Genomic DNA, 19,807 nt, shown 5'->3' with positions numbered 1-19,807 from the left:
GCGTGGATTTGATTGTTTAGAATGTAACGTTTAACCCTATTACCCATGACTTCTGCTGAGGCGGGGTGAGGTAGGTAATATTCGGGCTAAGGTTACGGTCGGTAACGCTTTCAAAATCACGGGCAATCTCAGGATCACCACCGGGGTATTTGGTAAAGGTGAGCAGGTTCATACCTGTTACAAATACGCGGGCGCCTTTTACATGGAGCCTGGTGAGCATTTTGGGATCAAAGCGATAGCCAAGTGACAGTTCACGCAAGCGCAGGTAAGAAGCATCATACAGGAACATGGTGCTGTTGTATTGCCATTCGCTGCTCAGCCCGGCATAGGTGCCTGTATTCATGGTGAGGCGGGGGAACTTAGCCTGGTCGCCTGGTTTCTGCCACCTGTCGAGCAGGTCACGACGGATAACCCAATCGGTAACAATACCATCCTGTCTTTTGGCAGAGCCATCATAAATATTACCACCAATAGTGAAGGTCCACAAGCTGGTAAATTCAAAACCTTTATAGCTAAGGTTGTGGTTGATACCGCCAATGAAATCAGGTACTACAGAACCTACGGGCATGCGATTGTCGAGGCTGAAGGTTTTGGTGAGCTTACCGGCTTTGTCGTACCAGATGGGCAGGCCATCGTTGGGATCAACGCCATAATAGCGTACGAGGTAATTGGTACCAATAGGATAACCGGTTACTACACGGGTATCGTTGCTACCGCCGCCTGCTGCATCGGCGCTCAATCCACCCAGGCTAATGAGCTCGTTGTAGTTCTTAGCAATGTTTCCACCAATACTAAATGTAAGGTCTTTTTTATTGACCACTTTTGCATTCAGGCTTACTTCAACACCCTGATTCAATATTTCGCTGCCATCCACATTACGAAAAGCTGTACCGAAACTGGTAGAAGGCGAGATGGCGGTATTGAGCAGGAGGTCGGTGGTTTTCTTATTGTAATAAGCCACCTCACCGGTGATACGGTTGTTGAAAGCAGCAAACTCTACTGCGAGATCTATATTGACCGTTTCTTCCCAATGCAGATCGGGGTTACCTACATTGCCTGGATATAAGGTAGGCTGTGTGTTGTATGGATTACCCGCATAATAAGTATCGTAATACTGTCCGGAAGGTATGTTTGAATTACCAGTGAGGCCATAGCTTGCCCGCAATTTCAGGAAGTTGATGAATGTAAGGTCTTTCATGAAATCTTCCTGGCTGATGGTCCAGCCGGCAGAGATGGTGGGGAATACACCATATTTTTTGTTGGGGCCGAATTTGGAAGAACCATCGCGGCGTATAGAGGCCTGTAAAGCGTATCGCTCTTTGTAAACATAGTTGATCCGGCCAAAGGCACTGGCAAAGGTTTCTGCGTTATACGCCGGGCCATTGAGTGGTGTGGCAGTTTGCTTGATAGAGTCAAGGGCGTGTTTATATAAGGACCTGTTTTTATAGAAAGGCTTGTCTGAATTCTTTTCTACATATACCCTGTTGTTAAAACTCTTTTCCTGGAACTCAATACCTGCCAGGAAGGTAAAACGGTGGTCATCCTTGTAGGTCCAGTTGTAGGTAGCCGTTCCGGAAGCTACCCAGTTCTTACCCCTGTAGGGAGAACGTTTTGCCAGACCAGGTTTTTGTGTATCGTTGATCCAGTTGCCAGACTCCCATTGATCGTCTATGCCGTTCTGATAATTGTAAGAGCCATTGACACGTACGTTGAGGTTTTTGATCACTTCATAATCAAGTACCAGTCCTCCTATTATAAGGTTGTCGGTATTTCTCCAGATGGTCTCATTGAGGCGGCGAACAGGATTGGCGCCACCGGTGAACCAGGTCTTATCATCATTATAGACGGGATAGATCGGTAATGCGGTACTCATGGCATCGCCCAGACCACCTGCCCAGGCGGCAGGAACACGTTTGTTGATACCACGGTTGTAGGCAGCGCTCAGGGTGGCTTTGAATTTGGGAGTAATGGTAAAGTCAAAGTTGGTACGCAAGCCCAGGCGGGTATAGCTGTTGTTCTTCAGGTAGCTTTGGTTCTCACTGTAAGTAGCACCCACAAAACTTTTCACGAGCTTATTGCCCTGGGTCATACTCAGGCTATGCTCATTGATAAACCCGTTGCGGGTAAGTTGATCCCACCAGTCGGTATTGTTTTTGGAAGCCTGCTCCCAGGTAAGGCCACCAGGCAGGGGGGCTTTGCCAGTATTGCCATCATTTTCCCAGGCCTCCTGGCGCAGTTGCAGCCATTCGGAGCCACTCACGAAATCGGGTCTGTTGGCATAGGTAGAGATTCCAATTTTATTGTTGTAGTTGAAGGAGGGTTGACCACTTTTACCGCGTTTGGTGGTAATCAGGATCACACCATTGGAACCACGGCTTCCATAAATACCGGCAGCTGCGGCATCCTTCAGTATCTCGATGGATTCAATATCATTGGGGTTGATGGCTGCCAGAGGGTTTTGGTTCATGCCACCATTATTCGCGCGCAGGAAAGGATCGGATATGATGGGAATACCATCCACTACATAAAGAGGATCGGCGCCGGCTCCAATGGAGGCAATACCGCGGATACGGATCACCGAGCCAGAGCCAGCCAAACCACTACCCTGTATTACCTGCACCCCAGGCGCCTTGCCCTGGAGGGCTGCTTCAAAGCTGGGCGCAGCAATGGAAGTGATCTTTTCGGCGCTTACCTTGGTAATGGCGCCGGTAACATCGCGGCGACGCTGGGTGCCATAACCGATCACCACCACCTCATTGAGGTTGGAAGCGGCAGCCTTGAGGGAGACAATGATGACATCGGCGGCCACAGGTACATCCTGCGATTCGAAGCCTACGCCGGAAATAGTTAAGGTAGCTGTTGCGGCAGGAACGGTTAAGGAAAAACTGCCATCTGCTTTGGAAGAGGTTCCCACTTTGGAACCTTTGGCGGTGACCGAAGCTCCGGGTACCGGAGTGCCGTTGCTGGCATCGGTAATTTTACCGGTAACGGTTTTGCTCTGTGCCCAGGAGAATACAGGTAGACACAAGAGGAGAGTCAAGACTCCCACAAGCGATCGTTTCGGCGTCATAAACAAGCTTTCGTTTAGGTGTATTAATAATGTGTATCTGCTACACAAATATAATGTGTAATCTATACACAATTCCAAATAAGTTTTTATTTTCCTACGAATTTTAATCTGTGTAGCGTGCATTCAGGGCTGCCTGGGGAGATCAAAATGGCTGGTCGGTTGGGCTTTATGCTCAAAGCTTGCTGGCGGAAGACTTTAAATAAAAATCAAATATAATGGATCGGGTGAACTTTTCCATGCGGCTGTCAGATCTGAAGGCTGCTCATTTATTTAGCGTGGTTACTGGCTTCGAACACATCCAGATAAGTATTTTGCGTATACAATAAGGTCTCTATACTGCCACCCTAAAATAATTAAAGACTACTTAAACAGGTATTTTTTGTGTCTTTTATCCGAGTTTGGTCCGTCTTTAGTCCGTGTTTAGTCCCTCTTTAACTTGTATTAGAATTATAGTTAGATACAAGCTGGGCAGGCCACGGCGTTGAGCCCATACGAAAAAGGGCAGTCCTTCCGGAACTGCCCTCATCAATGCTTTTCGGCATTTTATTTATTCGCCTTTCTTCTTTTTATCATCGTTGTATTTGGTTTCGGCCTCTTTGGCTTTTTCAAAGTCGAGTACTACACCATTGATGCAATAGCGCAAGCCTGTGGGAGGCGGGCCATCTTCAAAAACGTGTCCGAGGTGGGCTTTACAACGGCCGCATTCTACTTCTGTGCGGTTCATTCCATGGGAATTATCGGGCAGGTAGATGATGCTGGTTTTGCTGATGGGAGCATAGAAGCTGGGCCATCCGCAGCCGCTTTCAAACTTGGTATCGCTTTTAAAAAGGGCATTACCGCAGGCGGCGCAATAATAGGTACCCACTTCTTTGGAGTGCTCAAAAGCGCTGGTACCGGGGCGCTCGGTGCCTTTCATCCTGGCAATGTAATAAATATCATCGGGCAGGACTTTCTTCCACTCTTCGTTGGAAATGTTCACTTTGGATGTGTCGGTACGGGAATAAACGGGATTGGTGGTATCTTTTTTAGAATTATTCATAACTATTTTTTTCTGGTTGTCGGTGGACTGGGAATAGCTGCAATGCTGGAAAAGGGTTGCCAGCATAAGGAAGGCCAGGTATTGGGAAATTCGTTTCATGTGCATTGATTTATAACAAACTTACGAGGCAAGGGTTTGTTAAGGTTGTCGGGCAGGTGACAAAGAATGCAACTTAACATTTTCTTTTCTACAAAGGAACTGCAGGTTTTCTCACCATTTTTAATCAGAAACCGGGGAATGTTAAAGGATTTTTAAGGGTGTTCCTTTATATTTGTCCATTCATCAAGTGAAGTAAGTATCATGTTTAACCTGATTTTATTTGGCCCTCCCGGAAGCGGAAAGGGCACGCAGTCTGAGAATCTTATTGAAAAGTATGGTTTGATCCATCTTTCTACAGGCGACCTGTTGCGTAAAGAGATTGCCAATCAGACCAAACTGGGTCTGGAGGCGAAGAGCTTTATGGATAAGGGGCAGCTGGTGCCGGATGCAGTAGTGATCGGCATGATCGGCTCGGCCCTGGATGCCAATCCTCAGGCGAAGGGATTTTTATTTGATGGTTTCCCCCGGACGGTGGCCCAGGCAGAAGCACTGGACAGCCTGCTGATCGGAAAAGGCTCGGAAATAGCTATTGTGCTGGCACTGGAAGTGGACCGCGAAGAGCTGGTAGCACGCCTGCTGAACCGTGGCAAGAGCTCGGGCCGCAGTGATGATACGAATGAGGATGTTATCCGCGCCAGGCTGGTAGAATATGAAAATAAAACGGCTCCTGTAGCGGGTTATTATGCCGGTTTTGGCAAGGTGGTGTATGTAAAAGGGGTAGGAACTATTGAGGAGATCTTCCATTCCTTGAGCAGACAGATCGAAGCACGTCAGTTGGCGTAAAAAAGTCAATAAAGTATTTCATTATAGACCTGACAGGTTCGTTTGCGACGCAAGCAAAACCTGTCAGGTCTTTTTAATAGTAAGTGGCTAGTGGAGAGTAGCAAGTGGTGCTCCTCTTTGGTCAATATCTCCAGCTGTTTATATCTGCATTGGCAGGAGCGCGCTTTTTCATTTCTTCGGCCCATTTGGGAATGAACATCTGGTGATAACGCAGTCGGGAAATATAATTGGGCTGTGTATGATCGCCATTCCAGCAATGTTCGGCCCGGTCGCCGTAATCTACTTCCCCATCATAGGTGGGATTGTCGAGGGCCTTCAGCATTTCTTCGGTTAGGTATACGGCATTGTTGAGGTAGTAATTGTCCATGTCGCCACAATAGATATGGACCTTACCCTTTAATTTACTGCCAATTTTTGCCCAGTCTCTTTTCATAATATAAGAGAGATCATAATGCTCTTTCCAGTAAGCTGCCACGGTACTGTCGATGGCTCCGGTGCGTTTATCCCAAATGGGTTTGGGATATCCATCGGTGGCGACGGGGGAATACACGGCTTCCCATATATCAAATTGCTGACCACTGCGGCTTTTGGTGCCGAGTACGAGTTCACGGTAATTGATCTCCTGCAGGGTAGCGCTCACATGGCCCAGGTAATTCCTGCTGCCCGGGCGGGGTGTTTTCTTAAAGTCGCTTTGCAGAAAATAGGCGTTCTTGTCTTTGTACAGATCTACTACTGTATAGGCCCTGAAGTCGATGGGATCGGGGCAGGCAGCATAGCACCCATTGTACTGATCGGGATAGAATACCTGGGCTGCCAATACTTCCCAGCCGCCGGTACTGCCACCATACATGAAACGGGCCCAGCCCTCTCCTATGCCACGGAAACGTTTTTCAATTTCGGGAATGAGTTCATAAGTGATGGCATCGCCATAAGGGCCGAGATTGGCGCTGTTGACGGCATAGGAATCATCGTAATAAGGATTGGCATGTTGGATCTCGATGGCAATGACACGTGGAAAATGGGGACCTGTCCATTGTTTATAGAAATTATAGGCTTCCTGTTGTACGATCTTATTGTAACCAGACAGTTTGAACCGTTCTATATAATCGGGCTTGAGCGTAGAGTCGGGCGGGATAGTACGGAAGCCATCAAAATCATCCGGAAAATGACCATGGAAGATAGCCAGGGGATATTTCACATCGGGATGGGTATCCCAGCCTTCAGGCAATAATATATGGGCGCCGAGGTACATGGGCCGGCCCCAAAATGCAGTGAGGAGCTTACTTTGTATTTTGATGTGCTTAATGTATTTGGTGTCTTCTGGTTCTTTGACTGGTGGAATGGCCTCTGTCAATTCAATGCGGATGATGTTCTTCAGCCTGGCGTCAATGCGTATTTTGACGGGTTTGGAGTACAGGTTACCGGGGGCCTGGTTCCATTGTTGTCCTTCTCCCCTGTCCATCGGCAATTTTACGGTGTGGCCATCATTGCGGTGAAAGGTCTCATACCGGTGGAGCAATGCCTGCACATAATATTCTCCGTGAGGTACCTGGGCCAAGCTTTGGATGGGATAGCCAAAGGCAGCAGGGGTGATTATTTTTGATTCGCCGGCTTTCCAGTTCTCTACATCGATGCCAAATGCCAACTGGGTTTGTGGCCCATCGGCTATCTGAAAACGGGGCTCGGTGCGGTTGTTGTTGGACAGCAGGAGTAGCAGGCGGCCATCCAACGGCTTAGCACTATGTTTAGCAGCCCAGGTAATTGAAATGGGCTGTTGTGCGCTAACGTTGTATACGAGAAAAAGGAAGGTGATCAAGAGCAGGTATCTCATAGCAGCTGGTTTTGTCTGTTAAAAGATAACAAGAAAAAAGCAGAATGGGGCTATGGGCGATCGGTAAATTGGTAAGAAAGGGGGTTCCGGGCTTTAACATTGCTTTTGTAAACGGAATGGCTTGTTTGCACTCTATTATAGTATAAAACAAAACGGAGGAAACAAGTTATGAAAAAGATCTTTACACTCGCCGCGATCCTGTTAAGCCTTAGTGTTGCAACCTTTGCCGCTGATCGTCCGAAGAAAGGAAAGATTTCAGTGACGAGCAATACTTTTGGTAACCTCATTGTAAAAATTGATGGCCAGCGTTATAATATGGATCGCAATGATCTTGTACTAAACAGCATTAGACCGGGTAATCACCGGGTTGAGATCTACCGCATGGAACGCAGGGGCATCTTCGGTGGCATGAGAACAAAGGTGCTTTACAGTGATAATGTGTTTGTGGCGCCCGACCAATTGGTAAACCTGAATGTGAACCGCAATGATTATGTAGTAGTAAGAAAGTCAGGTTTTGATCCTTATGGGCGTGATGACAAATGGGGCCGTGGCAATGACAGGTACCATGATTATAGCCAACGGGATGATGACCGTGACCACAGAGGGAAATGGTAAAATATAAAGTGTGATGGATTTGAAGCCTTCCGGAAACGGGAGGCTTTTTTTTTACGGGTAAGTGGGTAGCCCAGATTAGTATATAGCGCCATAGTCGGCTTTTACTTCCACGATGGTATATTGGCCTTTTATGACTGCAACGGGGGCAATGTTGTTTTTGTCATCATACACATTGGCATAAAAAAGATTGTCTTTTTTAACGAACAGGGAATACTGGCCGGGAGGCAGTTTGATTTTGAAAGCGCCCTTTTTATCTGATCGTACTTCTTTTATGAATTTTGTATTGATGGCTGTATAAAAAGAAGCCTGTGCAGCGTTTTTTACCTGGGAGGCATTGGTAAGTTCATAAATATAAAGGGTGGTCTGGAAGGGTTGGGGGCGGGTAGATGGCTCCCCGGGGGCTGGCATCTGGTTGCCCTGTACCCTATAAATATTTCCTTTTAATCCCTCCTTTCTGCCAAAAATGCACGTATATGAGGAGAGGAATATTACTAACGGTAATAATAACAGTGGATTTACAAGCTTTTTTATCATTTTCGGGAGGTTTATGAGTAAATTTAATGACGGATTAGTATCCGGGATTTCTAAAGTATCGTTTTTAAAATAACTGCAAAAAACTTTATGCCTAAGCAGAAAATTGTACCCCTTTTTGTTCTACTTACTGGTTTTTGGACAAGCACGTATGCTCAAACGGTTACGCGGACAGCTATTTTACAACGTGCGGCTACGGAACAAGCCGCCAAGGAAAAGGTGCTTGCTGAACACCTGCGAAAGGTAGCCAAAGAAAAGAACTGGCCCTTGTCTTTCAAAAATAAAAATGGTGAGCTGGTGGTGCTGACGGATATCGACGCCGGAGGTTACCCTATTTATACGAGCACGGACAACAATATTGATGCAGCCGCCACGACGAGTACGAATAAACTCTGGTCGGGTGGAGGTTTGGGGCTTACGCTTTCGGGCTCTTCGGCTTCTGTAAAAGGGAAGCTGGGGGTTTGGGATGGTGGCCGTGCCCGGCCCACGCATGTGGAGCTGAACGGGCGCATCGTGAATAAGCAAAACGTTTCGATCAGCGATCATACTACGCACGTAGCTGGCACGCTGATCGCTTCGGGTGTCAATCCCCGGGCCAAGGGCATGGCTTATGGCTACCAGGACCTGGTGGTATATGATTTCGATAACAACCTTTCTGAGATGTTGCTGGAGAGCAACAATGGCATGCTGCTGTCGAACCACTCCTATGGAACGATCTGTGGCTGGTATCAGAATACGGGTTCGAACCGGTGGGAATTCAGGGGACAATGGAATACGAATGAAGATTACAAATTCGGCTATTACTCAACGGAGGCGGAGGTATGGGATTCTATTGCTTACAATGCACCTTATCACCTGATCGTAAAATCTTCGGGCAATAACCGTAACCAGACGGGCCCTGCAGTAGGACAACCTTACTGGCGCTACAGCAGTTCTGGTGTGCTGATCGATGCGGGCACCAGGCCTGCGGGGATCAGCAACAATGACGGCTATGATATTATCCCTACTTCGGGTACTGCTAAAAATATATTGACTGTTGGTGCTATTCAAGCCATCCCTTCGGGCTATAGCCGTCCGGAAGATGCGGTAATCTCCAGTTTCAGCAGCTGGGGCCCCACGGATGACGGGCGTATAAAACCGGATGTGGTTGCTGATGGGGTAAACCTGTTTTCCTCCATTGGTACCACTGATAATGCCTATGCCATTTACAGCGGCACTTCTATGGCTACACCAGCCACAGCGGGTTCGCTGACCTTGTTACAGGAATATTATGCGCAGCTGCACAGTGGCGCCTTTATGCGATCTGCTACGCTGAAAGCACTGGTGATACATACGGCTGATGAAGCGGGCCCTACAGCAGGGCCTGATTATAAATATGGATGGGGGGTAGTCAATGCAGCGAAAGCAGCGAATGTGATCACAGGCGCCAACAGCGGCAATAGCTTCCTGATCCGGGAGAACACTTTAAATAGTGGTGCGCCTGTAAGCTTTGATGTAGTGGCTTCGGGCAAAGGTATCCTGACTGCTACGCTTTGCTGGACTGATCCCCGGGGTACTCCCGGTGCGCAGGTAGTCAATAATAATGCTATCAAACTGATCCATGACCTCGATATCAGGATCACGAAGGGGGCTACTACATATATGCCGTGGATACTGGACCCTGGTGTACCCGCTGCGGCAGCTACTACGGGCGATAATATCCGCGACAATGTAGAAAAGATCGAGGTGGGGGATGTAGAGCCGGGGGCTACGTACACGATCACGATTTCTAATAAGGGGACATTAGCACGGGGATCGCAGGCTTATTCACTGATTGTGAGCGGAGCAGGCGGTGCAGCCTATTGTAAAACATCTGCTCCCACGATAGGCAATGGTGCACGCATCGACAGTGTATCATTTGGCGGTATTCAAAAACTCAATGCAGCGGGCTGTGCCGGGTATAGCAACTTTACCAATATTTCAGGGGCTGTTGAACCCAATAGTACGGTGCCGCTGTATGTGCGGGTGAATGCCTGTGCGGGCGGCCCGGTCGACAAAATTGTGAAGGCCTGGCTTGACTTTAATAACGACGGCGATTTTGATGATGCCGGGGAGCTGCTTGCCACCAGCCCGGTTATTAACGGGGACAATGTATTCCAGACCAATGTGACGATACCCGCCGGATTTGCACCGGGTAATTATGGTGTGCTGCGGGTAATTGTGCAGGAAACCTCCAATGCCGGTGATGTAGCACCCTGTACGCCCTATGGCAAAGGGGAAACACAGGATTACCGTATCCTGTTTACCAATCCATCGAATGATATTGGCATTACAACTATTGTATCTCCGTTCAGTACGGGTTGCGCCAATGCCAGCCAGTATGTGAGTATCCGGTTCAAGAATGTTGGCACTACTGCCAAATCCAATATTGTATTATCAGGTACTGTGAAAGAAGGGGCCAACCTGATCACTAATTTATCAGGTACGTATGTACCTACGGTTGCAGCTGCGGGGGAAGTGGAATATACTTTCCAAACTCCTTTTGCCGCAGTGGCGGGTAAGACCTATACCATTTCAGTAAAAGCGGTAACAGCGGGCGATCAGAATGCAGGCAATGATGAGCAAACAACTACGATGGTAGTGAATACGGCTCCGGCTGCACCGGTGGCACAGGCAGAGATCTGTAACAATACGAGTGTATTGTTAAGCGCCAGCAATGCGGGTTCGGATCTGATGGTATGGTATGAAAGCGCCACTGCTACCACTCCTATTGCTGTAGGCAGTGCTTCTGCGACCAGCACGGTGATAAGGGCCGACAAGACTTATTATGTGGGGAGGAATGATCTGAGTGGTAAAGTAGGTCCGGTAAACAAAAACACGTTGGGTGTGGGTGGTTATGGCAATGCCACCTCCGGCAACTACCTGAAGTTTACCACTTCGGTACCGCTAACCATCGAAAGCGTGAAGCTGTATGTGGGCAATCCCGGAAAAGTAACGATCACTGTTGCTGACCTGGGCACGGTCAATCCGGATGGCTCTTTTACTTATAGTCCTATTTCAACCACCACGCTGGCTGTAGGCGCTACGAATCCTACTCCGGGACCTGGTAACCAGGTGGATAATCCGAATGATGTAGGCGCTGTGTTTGCGGTGAACCTGGCTGTACCTGATCCGGGTGATCATATTCTGCTGATGCAAATGAGTGATGGTGCTACGCTATTCCGGAATAATGGAGTTACTGGTAGTCCTTATCCTTTCAGCATTCCGGGAGTGGTATCTATTACGGGCAATAGTGCTACGTCGACCACTAATCCGAATCAATTTCAATTGTTCTACTATTTCTTCTATGATATGCGTGTGCGGCTGAACGGATGCGCCAGTGACAGGGTGCCGGTGGTAGCCACTAATTCTGTGACACCTGTCATTACGCTAAACGGCAGTACTTTGAGCAGCAGTGTGGCTTCGGGCAATCAATGGTACCTGAACAGCAATGCGATACCAGGTGCATTAGGTCAAACGTATAATGCTACAGAGAGTGGCATTTACCAAACTATTGTAACTACAGCGATGGGCTGTAATAGTCCTTCGAACGAGATCACGTTTGGTGTGACGGGCATTCCTAATATTGACCCCTCGGAGATTGGGCTGAAGGTGATGCCTAATCCAAATGATGGCCGCTTTGTGCTGGACTTTACAGTGAGCAAGAAAGCTGACCTGAATATAACGATCATGAACGCGGTTGGGCAAAAAGTATTCATCAACCGTACGCCGGGATTCATTGGCCGGTATGCTCAAACTATAGAAGCAGGTAAGCTGGCGTCGGGGGTATACCTGCTGCAGGTAGAGCATGACCACAAGAGCTATCTGAAGAAGTTGATTGTACGATAAACAGCCAGCTGCGAGCTTTGAGCTACGAGCTGCGAGCAAGAATACAAAAGTCCCTCACAGTGATATGTGTGAGGGACTTTTTTTATTATTTCATTTCGCCGGGGATAACGGTAATGGTCGTTTTATGACCGCCACGCAATATGTGGAGTGGTGTGCGCTGGCCTATGACCTGGTCATTCAGTTGCTGGTGGAGGTCATCTACAGAGCTGACGGCTTTTTCACCGAAGCCTACAATGATGTCGCCGGTACGGAGTTCATTGTTGTAGACGGGACCATCGGCCACAATCTCAAATACGTACACACCTGTTTTTGCGATCAGTTTATTGGCGGCCCGCATACGCTCAGTAAGGTTGACTAACTGACCAGCAATGCCCAGCCAGGCACGTTTTACGATGCCATGTATAATGAGTTTTCCAGCCACATAGGCTGCCAGGTTGGAAGATACGGCGAAACAGATACCGTGTGCAGTAGGTATCATGGCGGTATTCACACCTATGACCTGACCCAGGGAATTGACAAGGGGGCCTCCCGAATTACCCGGATTAAGGGATGCATCGGTTTGAATGATATCATCAATGAGGCGGCCATTGGATGCGCGCAATGTTCTTCCCAGGGCGCTTACGACACCCGCAGTAACAGTATGCTGTAATCCCAGGGGATTACCAATGGCAATTGCTATCTGCCCCGGCTGCAGCTGACCGGAATCGGCAAAGGCCAAGGCCTTGAGGTTGGTCTCATAGATCTTCAACACAGCTATGTCGGTAGAAGGATCGGCTCCTTTCAATTCGGCAGTTACCAGTCTGCCATCGGCCAGGGATGCCTTGATGGTGGTGGCGTTTTCAATGACGTGGTGGTTGGTAACAATGAAACCATCGGAAGAAATGATGAAACCGGAACCGCTGCCGGGGGTTAACCGCTCCTGACGGGTTTGGCGGTCAAGTACTTTTTTGGTAACCTGTATATGCACTACGGCTTCGGCAATGGTATTGACGACACCGGTAATTGTTTTTGAATAGGCATCCAACAAGGCTGCATCGGCATGCTGGACCATTTGAACGGGTGATGAGTTTTCCATACCTCCTTACGTCAAACTTGCTACCAATTCTTTTTTCTGACAAGGTGACATTGGGGTGCGGAGGCGGGAGTCAGCAATCGGCAATCGATAGTCGGCAATGGTACAGCTTTCGGAAGAGGACTGTTTTTCCGTTAACGGGGTTTTAACAATAGGGAATCTGCGTGTTGAAGGCTTTGGAGAATCCGGGTTTTAACAGCCTGGACTTTTTCCTTTTCAGTCTGGAGGTATTGTATGCGGAGGGTTTCATTGGTTTTTGCGGAATCGTCTTTGTATTCATCCATCCAGGTATTCATGCCGCTCTCTGCGTTTTTTAATTCCTGCTGTAAGGCTGTCAGAGATTGTAAGTATTGTTTATCCTGTTGTTTTACAGTTAGTTTACCGATGCTGTCCAGCTGCTGCTGTACCTGTGCCAGGTATTTCCGGATACGGCCCATTTTTGCCATGCCCACGTCATGACCGTCCATTACTTCTTTGTGCAGGGAGTCTTCCCTGGTGATGGGTTTGGCGCTGAACCCATCGGTCCTGGGGGTATCGGTAGAGGTATCATTGCAAGCCATGATGAGGAAGCATGCGATGGCTATAAATAAATTTATCTTATTATGCATAATTCTTTGCTTTTAATGTGTCTGTTAAAGATGGAGATCACAAAAATACAATGCATATTAATGAACGTTTACAGTATTTTAGTACCACAATACCGGTCATTTATGAAAAAGTGCTGTGTGGGCTTTCTTATCCTTCTTTTTATGGGCCTGACAGCCGGCGCCCAAAATAAGTCCAACTACAGTTACCGGTTTGGGGCGCAGGTAGCCTTTGGCTTATCCAAAATCACCAACAATACGGTAGGTATTGGAGGGCTGGCGGGGGCGGAAAGCCGATTTTCCAAGACCTTTGCAGCAGAAGCTGAAGCCAGTTATATCTATTTTACGGGAGATAAGGTAAATTATGAAGCAGCGCGGAACAAGGCATTTGCCTTGCCGTTATTAATAGGTATTAAAGCATACCTGTCGTCGCAAGCCTATGTATCGATGCGTGGGGGGCTTACCTGGTTTTCGATGAATGACATGTCATCATCGGCTTTCCGGCCTGGTTATGGAATAGCAGCAGGCATTAATTTACCAAAGAGCTTCAACCGTGTAAATGTGCAGGCTGGCTGGACGGGGTTTGGTTATAATAAAACGCAAAGGGGGTATGCTTCGCTGGCGGCCTCTATTATCATTAATTGATTTGCTATATGAATAAACTTGCCAATTATGTAACAGGACGATGGATCACGGGCGATGGAACGGGGCAACCGCTGTATGATGCGGTGAACGGATCGTTGATCGGTCATGCTTCAACAGCCGGTCTTGATTTTGCCAGTATTCTTGACTATGGCAGGAATACAGGCGGCCCGGCGCTTCGAAAACTTACTTTTCACGAAAGGGGGCGTATGCTGCGTGGGCTGGCGATGCACCTACGGAATCACCTGGAAACGTTTTACAAGATCAGCTATCAGACGGGGGCCACGAAAGCGGATAGCTGGATAGATATTGAAGGGGGCATCGGCAACCTGTTTTCTTATGCGTCGCTGCGGCGGCAGTTTCCGGATGAGCCTTTTTGCGTGGATGGAGAAGGGATAGGCTTGAGCAAGCAGGGTTCATTTATGGGCCAGCACTTATTGGTACCACGCGAAGGTGTGGCGATCCATATCAATGCGTTCAATTTCCCGGTGTGGGGTATGCTGGAAAAGATAGCGGTGAACTTACTGGCGGGTATGCCTGCTGTTGTGAAACCTGCTACGGTGACCTCCTATCTTACGGAAGCGGTGGTGAAGGAAATAGTTGCTTCGGGTATTTTGCCTGACGGGGCGCTACAGTTGTTGTGCGGATCGGCGGGGGATATGCTGGACCATGTGGTATCGCAGGATGTGATCACCTTTACAGGGTCGGCCACCACGGGTTTAAAACTAAAGTCGAATGGCAGGGTGCTGTCGGAAAATGTTCCCTTCACTATGGAAGCGGACTCGCTGAACTGTATAGTGCTGGGGGGAGATGTAGAACCGGGCATGCCGGAATGGGACATTTTTGTAAAAGAAGTGCGGAAAGAAATGACGGTGAAGGCGGGTCAAAAGTGTACGGCGATACGCCGCATTTTTGTACCGGAAAATAAGATGGAAGATGTATGGAAAGCTATAGGCAAGGCGCTTGGCCAAACCACGATCGGCAACCCTTTGAATGAGCAGGTACGCATGGGTGCGCTGGCGGGACAAACGCAACGGGAAGAAGTGAAAAACCAGGTACAGAAGTTACTGGCTTCTTCACAGATCGTATTCGGCTCGCTGGACAGTGTGCAGGTAGTGGACGCGGATGCCACTACAGGCGCTTTTATGAGCCCGCTGTTGCTGGTAAACGAAAAGCCATTTGAAAATGCTGCGGTGCATGAGGTAGAAGCCTTTGGACCTGTAAGCACGATCATGCCTTATAAATCATTAGCAGACGCCACTACGCTGGCCAAAAAAGGGAAAGGTTCATTGGTATGTTCGATCGTAACGGCGGATCATTCGATTGCCCGGAACTTTGTATTGGGCGCGGCCTCGCATCATGGCCGCATCCTGGTATTGAACAATGAATGCGCCAGGGAAAGCACGGGGCATGGATCGCCGCTACCGCAACTGGTGCATGGCGGCCCGGGCCGGGCAGGCGGCGGAGAAGAGATGGGCGGGGTACGCGGGGTAAAACATTATATGCAGCGGGTAGCGGTACAAGGCTCCCCTTCGGTGATCACCTCGATCACGAATGTATACCAGCGCGGGGCAGCGGTAAAGGAGGAAGAGAAGCATCCTTTCCGGAAGTATTTTGAAGAGCTGGCGATCGGGGATACGGTGATCACGCATAAACGTACGGTAACGGAAGCAGACATTGTAAACTTTGCCAATGTAAGCTGGGATCATTTTTACGCGCATACTGATCACACTTCGCTGGAAGGAACCATTTTTGAGAAGCCGGTAGCGCACGGGTATTTTATCCTGAGTGCTGCGGCGGGGTTGTTTGTTGATGCGAAGAAAGGGCCGGTATTGTTGAATTATGGACTGGAAGAATGCCGCTTCCTGAAACCAGTATATGCCGGCACAACGATCGGGGTACAACTTACCTGCAAGGAAAAAACGGTACAGGAGAAGAAAGAAGGAGATGATGTGAAGAAGGGTATTGTAAAATGGCTGGTGGAAGTTACGGATCAAACAGGGGAACAGGTAGCGGTAGCTACTATTTTAACTATGGTCAAACTTAAATTCCAATAACGTTAACTTTTAGGGTATGATCCACGAGATAAAAAATGGCTATGTAAAAACAGAAACGCACAATGCGGTAACCACTATTGAATTTTTTCATCCGCAGAGTAATTCGCTGCCGCACCGGATACTGGAAGAGCTGGTGCATGCGATCCATGGAGCAGGTAATGAACGTGACACACGGGTGATCGTACTTCGATCGGCCGGCGACAAAGCATTTTGTGCCGGGGCTTCTTTTGATGAGCTGTCGGCCATCACCACAAAAGAAGAAGGACTGCATTTTTTTACAGGCTTTGCGCATGTGATCAATGCGATGCGCAAGTGTCCTAAATTTATCATAGCACGTATACACGGCAAATGTGTGGGCGGCGGCGTGGGGCTTGCTGCCGCAGCGGATTATACCATTGCCACAGAAGGGGCGGATATTAAATTAAGTGAGCTGGCTGTAGGCATCGGGCCATTTGTGGTAGGGCCTGCGGTAGAAAGAAAGATCGGATCGGCTGCATTTGGTCACCTGGCTATCGATGCCACGATGTGGCGGAGTGCGGACTGGGCCAAACGTAAAGGGCTGTATGCGGAACTGCACAGCAACGCAACAGATATGGATGAGAGTGTGTCGCGGCTTTCGTATACATTGGCGCATTCCAGCCCGGATGCGATGCTGGAGATGAAGCATATGCTGTGGAAGGGTACGGAACACTGGGACCAGCTGTTGACGGAACGGGCTGCAATCAGTGGCCGGCTGGTGCTGAGCACGTTTAGTAAGAATGCGATCGCTTCTTTCAAGGCAAAAAAGGCATAGCGGTAACGGGGCAATAAGGCAATCTTTTACTTCGAGGCGTTTGCTTCGATAGCGGATTTCTCACTGCGCTGCGCTTCGTTCGAAATGACAAAGAAGGGAAAACCGTAATGACAAAGATAAAGGGTGAGCCGCCTTTGGAAGGCGACCCACCCTTTATCTATTATGGGCTTCGACAAGTTCTTTTTGACGCCTTCGACGAGCTCAGGCTGACAGCCGACAGAAATCCTTCGACAGAGTTTATCCCGCCTCAGCGGGACTCAGGCTGACATTTTAAATATTTAAGCCGCCGCAGGTGGAGATGACCTGACCGGTAATGTAAGAGCTGAGATCAGAGGCAAGGAATAAAGTGGTATCGGCCACTTCTTCTGCCTTACCAAAACGACCTAAGGGGATCTTTTCGAGGAATGCTTTGGAAGCATCGCCGGCATCTTTGAGGTAGTGGGTCATGTCGGTCTCAATAAATCCGGGTGCAATGGCATTGCAACGCACATTGCGGCTACCCAGTTCATGAGCGATAGACTTGGTAAAACCTATGATACCTGCTTTGGAAGCGGCATAGGAGCTTTGACCAGCATTACCACGAATGCCAATGATAGAGCTCATGTTGATAATAGAACCTTTCCTGGCTTTCATCATAGGACGAATAACCTGTTTGGTCATATTGTAAACGCTTTTGAGGTTTACATTGATGACATCATCCCATTGGTCGGGACTCATACGCAGGAGGAGGTTGTCTTTGGAGATACCGGCATTGTTGACACATACATCTACGGTACCAAATTCCTTTACTACGTCATTAACGAAAGCTTCGCTGGCTGCGTAGTCAGCGGCATTGCTTTGGTAGGCTTTGGCTTTTACGCCCAGGGCTTCTATTTTTTGTTGTAATGTTTTAGCTTTTTCAGCGCTGCTGTCGCTCACATAGGTAAATGCGATCTGAGCACCTTGTTCTGCCAATTTAAGGGCAATGGCTTCCCCGATTCCCCTGGCAGCCCCGGTAACTATGGCTACTTTTCCTTCCAGTAATTTCATATTGATAATAAATTAGGGCCCGAAAGTATAGAAAACATCTAATTTCTGCAATTATGATCGGGTTGCGAGGGGTGGAGGGTAGCCCCTACAGGGCAAAAGCATTTGTCTACATACATTTCTACAAAGCGTTACCCCCTAAAGGGGCATGAATACCCTTTGACATGATTTTAACGAAGCGGCGGTAGCACCTATTGCGGAGCAAGTTCTAAAGAGGCAGTTAAAGCGGGAGGTTAGCGGTCGGCGATGGCCAGTATTTCTTCGAGGTGTTTGCGATCGTTGCTTAGGCGGGGAACTTTGTGCTGACCGCCCAGCTTTCCTTTGCTCTTGAGCCAGGTATTGAAGATGCCTTTGGGGAGTGATCGCAATAAGGGCATGCGCAGGGCGATGTCCTTATGGCGCTTGGCCTCATAATCGCTATTGATGCTTTTGAGGGCAGCATCGAGGTGGGAAGTGAATGCTTCTATATCAGCAGGCTCTTTTTCAAACTCCACGAGCCACTCGTGAGCGCCATTGCCATTGTCGCTGAAGTATACGGGTGCGGCGGTATAGTCATTTACGATGGCACCAGTCTTTTCGCAGGCGATGGCTACCGCCCTATCGGTATTATCAACAATGACCTCTTCCCCAAAAGCATTGATATAATGTTTGAGACGGCCACTTACTTTGATCCTGAAAGGAGCTAAGGAGGTGAACTGGATGGTATCGCCTACCAGGTATCGCCACAACCCGCCATTGGTGCTGATGACGAGGGCATAATTTTTACCCAGCTCCACTTCTCCGAGACCAATGGTCTGTGGATGGGGCTTGCCATATTCCTCTATGGGCATGAATTCCATGAAAACACCATGGTCTACAAATAAAAGCATGCCCTCTCCGCCCGGGATATCCTGTGCTGCAAAGAAACCTTCGCTGGCATTGTACATCTCGAGGTAATGGATAGGCTTGCCGATGAGCTTTTGAAACTGCTCTTTGTAGGGGGTGAAAGAAACACCGCCGTGCATGTACAACTCAAGATGGGGCCATACTTCGGCTATGGAAGTCTTGCCGGTGATCTCCAATATACGGCGGAACAGGACGAGGGTCCAGGTGGGTACGCCGGAGATAGAGGTCACGTTTTCCTTGATGGTGCTTTGGGCCAGCAATTCGATCTTGCTTTCCCATTCGTCCATCAGGGCTATGCTCAGATCGGGGGTACGAAGCCAGTGGCCCCAGAATGGTGAGTTTTGCAGGAGTACAGCACTCAGGTCGCCATACTGTGCCTCGTGGTTGAGGGGATTGATGGTATGGCTACCTCCCAATACCAGGCCTTTGCCGGTAAGCAGGTCGGAGTCGGGATTGAACTGGTAATAGAACGTGAGCACATCCTTGGCAGCTTTATAGTGGCAATCCTCCAGGCTTTCATCGCTCACGGGGATAAACTTGCTCTTATCGCTGGTGGTACCGCTGCTTTTGGCAAACCAGTATATGGGGGTATTCCATATTATGTTCTGCTCGCCTTTCATGGTACGCTGGATGTAGGGCTTCATATCCTCGTACTCGTGTATGGGCACGGTTTGTTTGAAAGACCGGATATTAAAAAGCCCTGAAAAGTTGTATTTGCGGCCAAACTCGGTGTTTTGCGCGGAGGTAACCAGGTCCTGTAAAACCTCGCGTTGGGCATCGGCAGGGTTGTTTTTCCAACCTTCAATGCGCCATAACCTCATGCGGGCCAGAGATGATATAGCAGGCGATAGTAATTTCACTGGCAGCAAAATAAAGAATAATACTGAGAGTATGGCTGACAGTCAGGTACAGG

Annotated in this window: 14 protein-coding genes; 6 read left to right on the top strand and 8 right to left on the bottom strand. The window is 48.6% G+C overall.

Translation table 11 applies throughout. The annotated features are described in order from the left end of the window. Positions 1-16: 16 nt before the first annotated feature. Both D3H65_RS24585 and msrB read right to left on the bottom strand, forming a co-directional pair. Positions 17-3,049: a SusC/RagA family TonB-linked outer membrane protein gene (locus tag D3H65_RS24585; protein WP_162915798.1), complete on the bottom strand. Its 3,033-nt coding sequence runs from the start codon at positions 3,047-3,049 to the stop codon at positions 17-19. A 568-nt stretch (positions 3,050-3,617) separates the two neighbouring features. Beyond that, entirely contained in the window at positions 3,618-4,208 is a 591-nt protein-coding gene (msrB, locus tag D3H65_RS24580; RefSeq protein ID WP_119052844.1) for a peptide-methionine (R)-S-oxide reductase MsrB, read from the bottom strand. Positions 4,209-4,409: 201 nt separating this feature from the next. Between msrB and D3H65_RS24575 the strand changes: the two genes are divergently transcribed. Continuing rightward, the gene (locus D3H65_RS24575) at positions 4,410-4,991 is read left to right on the top strand and encodes an adenylate kinase (protein ID WP_119052843.1); all 582 of its coding nucleotides are present in this window, start codon (positions 4,410-4,412) and stop codon (positions 4,989-4,991) included. Positions 4,992-5,112: 121 nt separating this feature from the next. Here D3H65_RS24575 and D3H65_RS24570 read toward each other — a convergent pair whose 3' ends face one another. Beyond that, positions 5,113-6,822 carry a hypothetical protein gene (locus D3H65_RS24570; protein WP_119052842.1) on the bottom strand — a complete coding sequence of 570 codons (1,710 nt, stop codon included), beginning with the start codon at positions 6,820-6,822 and terminating at the stop codon, positions 5,113-5,115. 168 nt (positions 6,823-6,990) lie between these two features. On the opposite strand from D3H65_RS24570, the gene D3H65_RS24565 reads away from it, so the two are divergent. After that, the gene (locus D3H65_RS24565; protein ID WP_119052841.1) at positions 6,991-7,437 is read left to right on the top strand and encodes a hypothetical protein; all 447 of its coding nucleotides are present in this window, start codon (positions 6,991-6,993) and stop codon (positions 7,435-7,437) included. Positions 7,438-7,512: 75 nt separating this feature from the next. On the opposite strand, the gene D3H65_RS24560 is transcribed toward D3H65_RS24565, so the two are convergent. Further along, positions 7,513-7,971: a carboxypeptidase regulatory-like domain-containing protein gene (locus D3H65_RS24560; protein ID WP_119052840.1), complete on the bottom strand. Its 459-nt coding sequence runs from the start codon at positions 7,969-7,971 to the stop codon at positions 7,513-7,515. A gap of 87 nt (positions 7,972-8,058) precedes the next feature. Between D3H65_RS24560 and D3H65_RS24555 the strand changes: the two genes are divergently transcribed. Next, positions 8,059-11,835 (top strand): S8 family serine peptidase, encoded by a 3,777-nt coding sequence (locus tag D3H65_RS24555; RefSeq protein ID WP_119052839.1) that lies wholly within the window; start codon positions 8,059-8,061, stop codon positions 11,833-11,835. An 85-nt stretch (positions 11,836-11,920) separates the two neighbouring features. Here the strand turns inward: D3H65_RS24555 and D3H65_RS24550 are convergent, their stop codons facing one another. Together D3H65_RS24550 and D3H65_RS24545 are read right to left on the bottom strand one after the other, a co-directional pair. Continuing rightward, on the bottom strand, positions 11,921-12,910 hold the full coding sequence (locus D3H65_RS24550; RefSeq protein ID WP_119052838.1) for a S1C family serine protease: 990 nt from the start codon (positions 12,908-12,910) through the stop codon (positions 11,921-11,923). Between the two features lie 131 nt (positions 12,911-13,041). Then, positions 13,042-13,515 carry a hypothetical protein gene (locus tag D3H65_RS24545; protein WP_119052837.1) on the bottom strand — a complete coding sequence of 158 codons (474 nt, stop codon included), beginning with the start codon at positions 13,513-13,515 and terminating at the stop codon, positions 13,042-13,044. Positions 13,516-13,617: 102 nt separating this feature from the next. Here D3H65_RS24545 and D3H65_RS24540 point away from each other — a divergent pair, with 102 nt between their 5' ends. Genes D3H65_RS24540 through D3H65_RS24530 form a run of 3 tightly spaced genes read left to right on the top strand, consistent with a single transcriptional unit; the run spans position 13,618 to position 16,983 of the window. Continuing rightward, positions 13,618-14,136: a hypothetical protein gene (locus D3H65_RS24540; protein ID WP_162915797.1), complete on the top strand. Its 519-nt coding sequence runs from the start codon at positions 13,618-13,620 to the stop codon at positions 14,134-14,136. A gap of 8 nt (positions 14,137-14,144) precedes the next feature. Continuing rightward, positions 14,145-16,190: a phenylacetic acid degradation bifunctional protein PaaZ gene (gene paaZ, locus D3H65_RS24535; protein WP_119052835.1), complete on the top strand. Its 2,046-nt coding sequence runs from the start codon at positions 14,145-14,147 to the stop codon at positions 16,188-16,190. A 16-nt stretch (positions 16,191-16,206) separates the two neighbouring features. Continuing rightward, positions 16,207-16,983 (top strand): enoyl-CoA hydratase/isomerase family protein, encoded by a 777-nt coding sequence (locus tag D3H65_RS24530; RefSeq protein ID WP_119052834.1) that lies wholly within the window; start codon positions 16,207-16,209, stop codon positions 16,981-16,983. 270 nt (positions 16,984-17,253) lie between these two features. Here D3H65_RS24530 and fabG read toward each other — a convergent pair whose 3' ends face one another. Further along, positions 17,254-18,012 (bottom strand): 3-oxoacyl-[acyl-carrier-protein] reductase, encoded by a 759-nt coding sequence (gene fabG, locus D3H65_RS24525; protein WP_119052833.1) that lies wholly within the window; start codon positions 18,010-18,012, stop codon positions 17,254-17,256. A 230-nt stretch (positions 18,013-18,242) separates the two neighbouring features. Then, positions 18,243-19,754, bottom strand: a complete 1,512-nt coding sequence (locus D3H65_RS24520; protein WP_119054646.1) for a GH3 auxin-responsive promoter family protein — start codon at positions 19,752-19,754, stop codon at positions 18,243-18,245. Between the last annotated feature and the right edge of the window lie 53 nt (positions 19,755-19,807).

It is taken from the genome of Paraflavitalea soli, from assembly GCF_003555545.1.
GTDB classification, from domain to species: domain Bacteria; phylum Bacteroidota; class Bacteroidia; order Chitinophagales; family Chitinophagaceae; genus Paraflavitalea; species Paraflavitalea soli.
The sequence above is the reverse complement of the archived record's forward strand: the minus strand, read 5'-3'. Positions and strand labels throughout refer to the sequence as shown.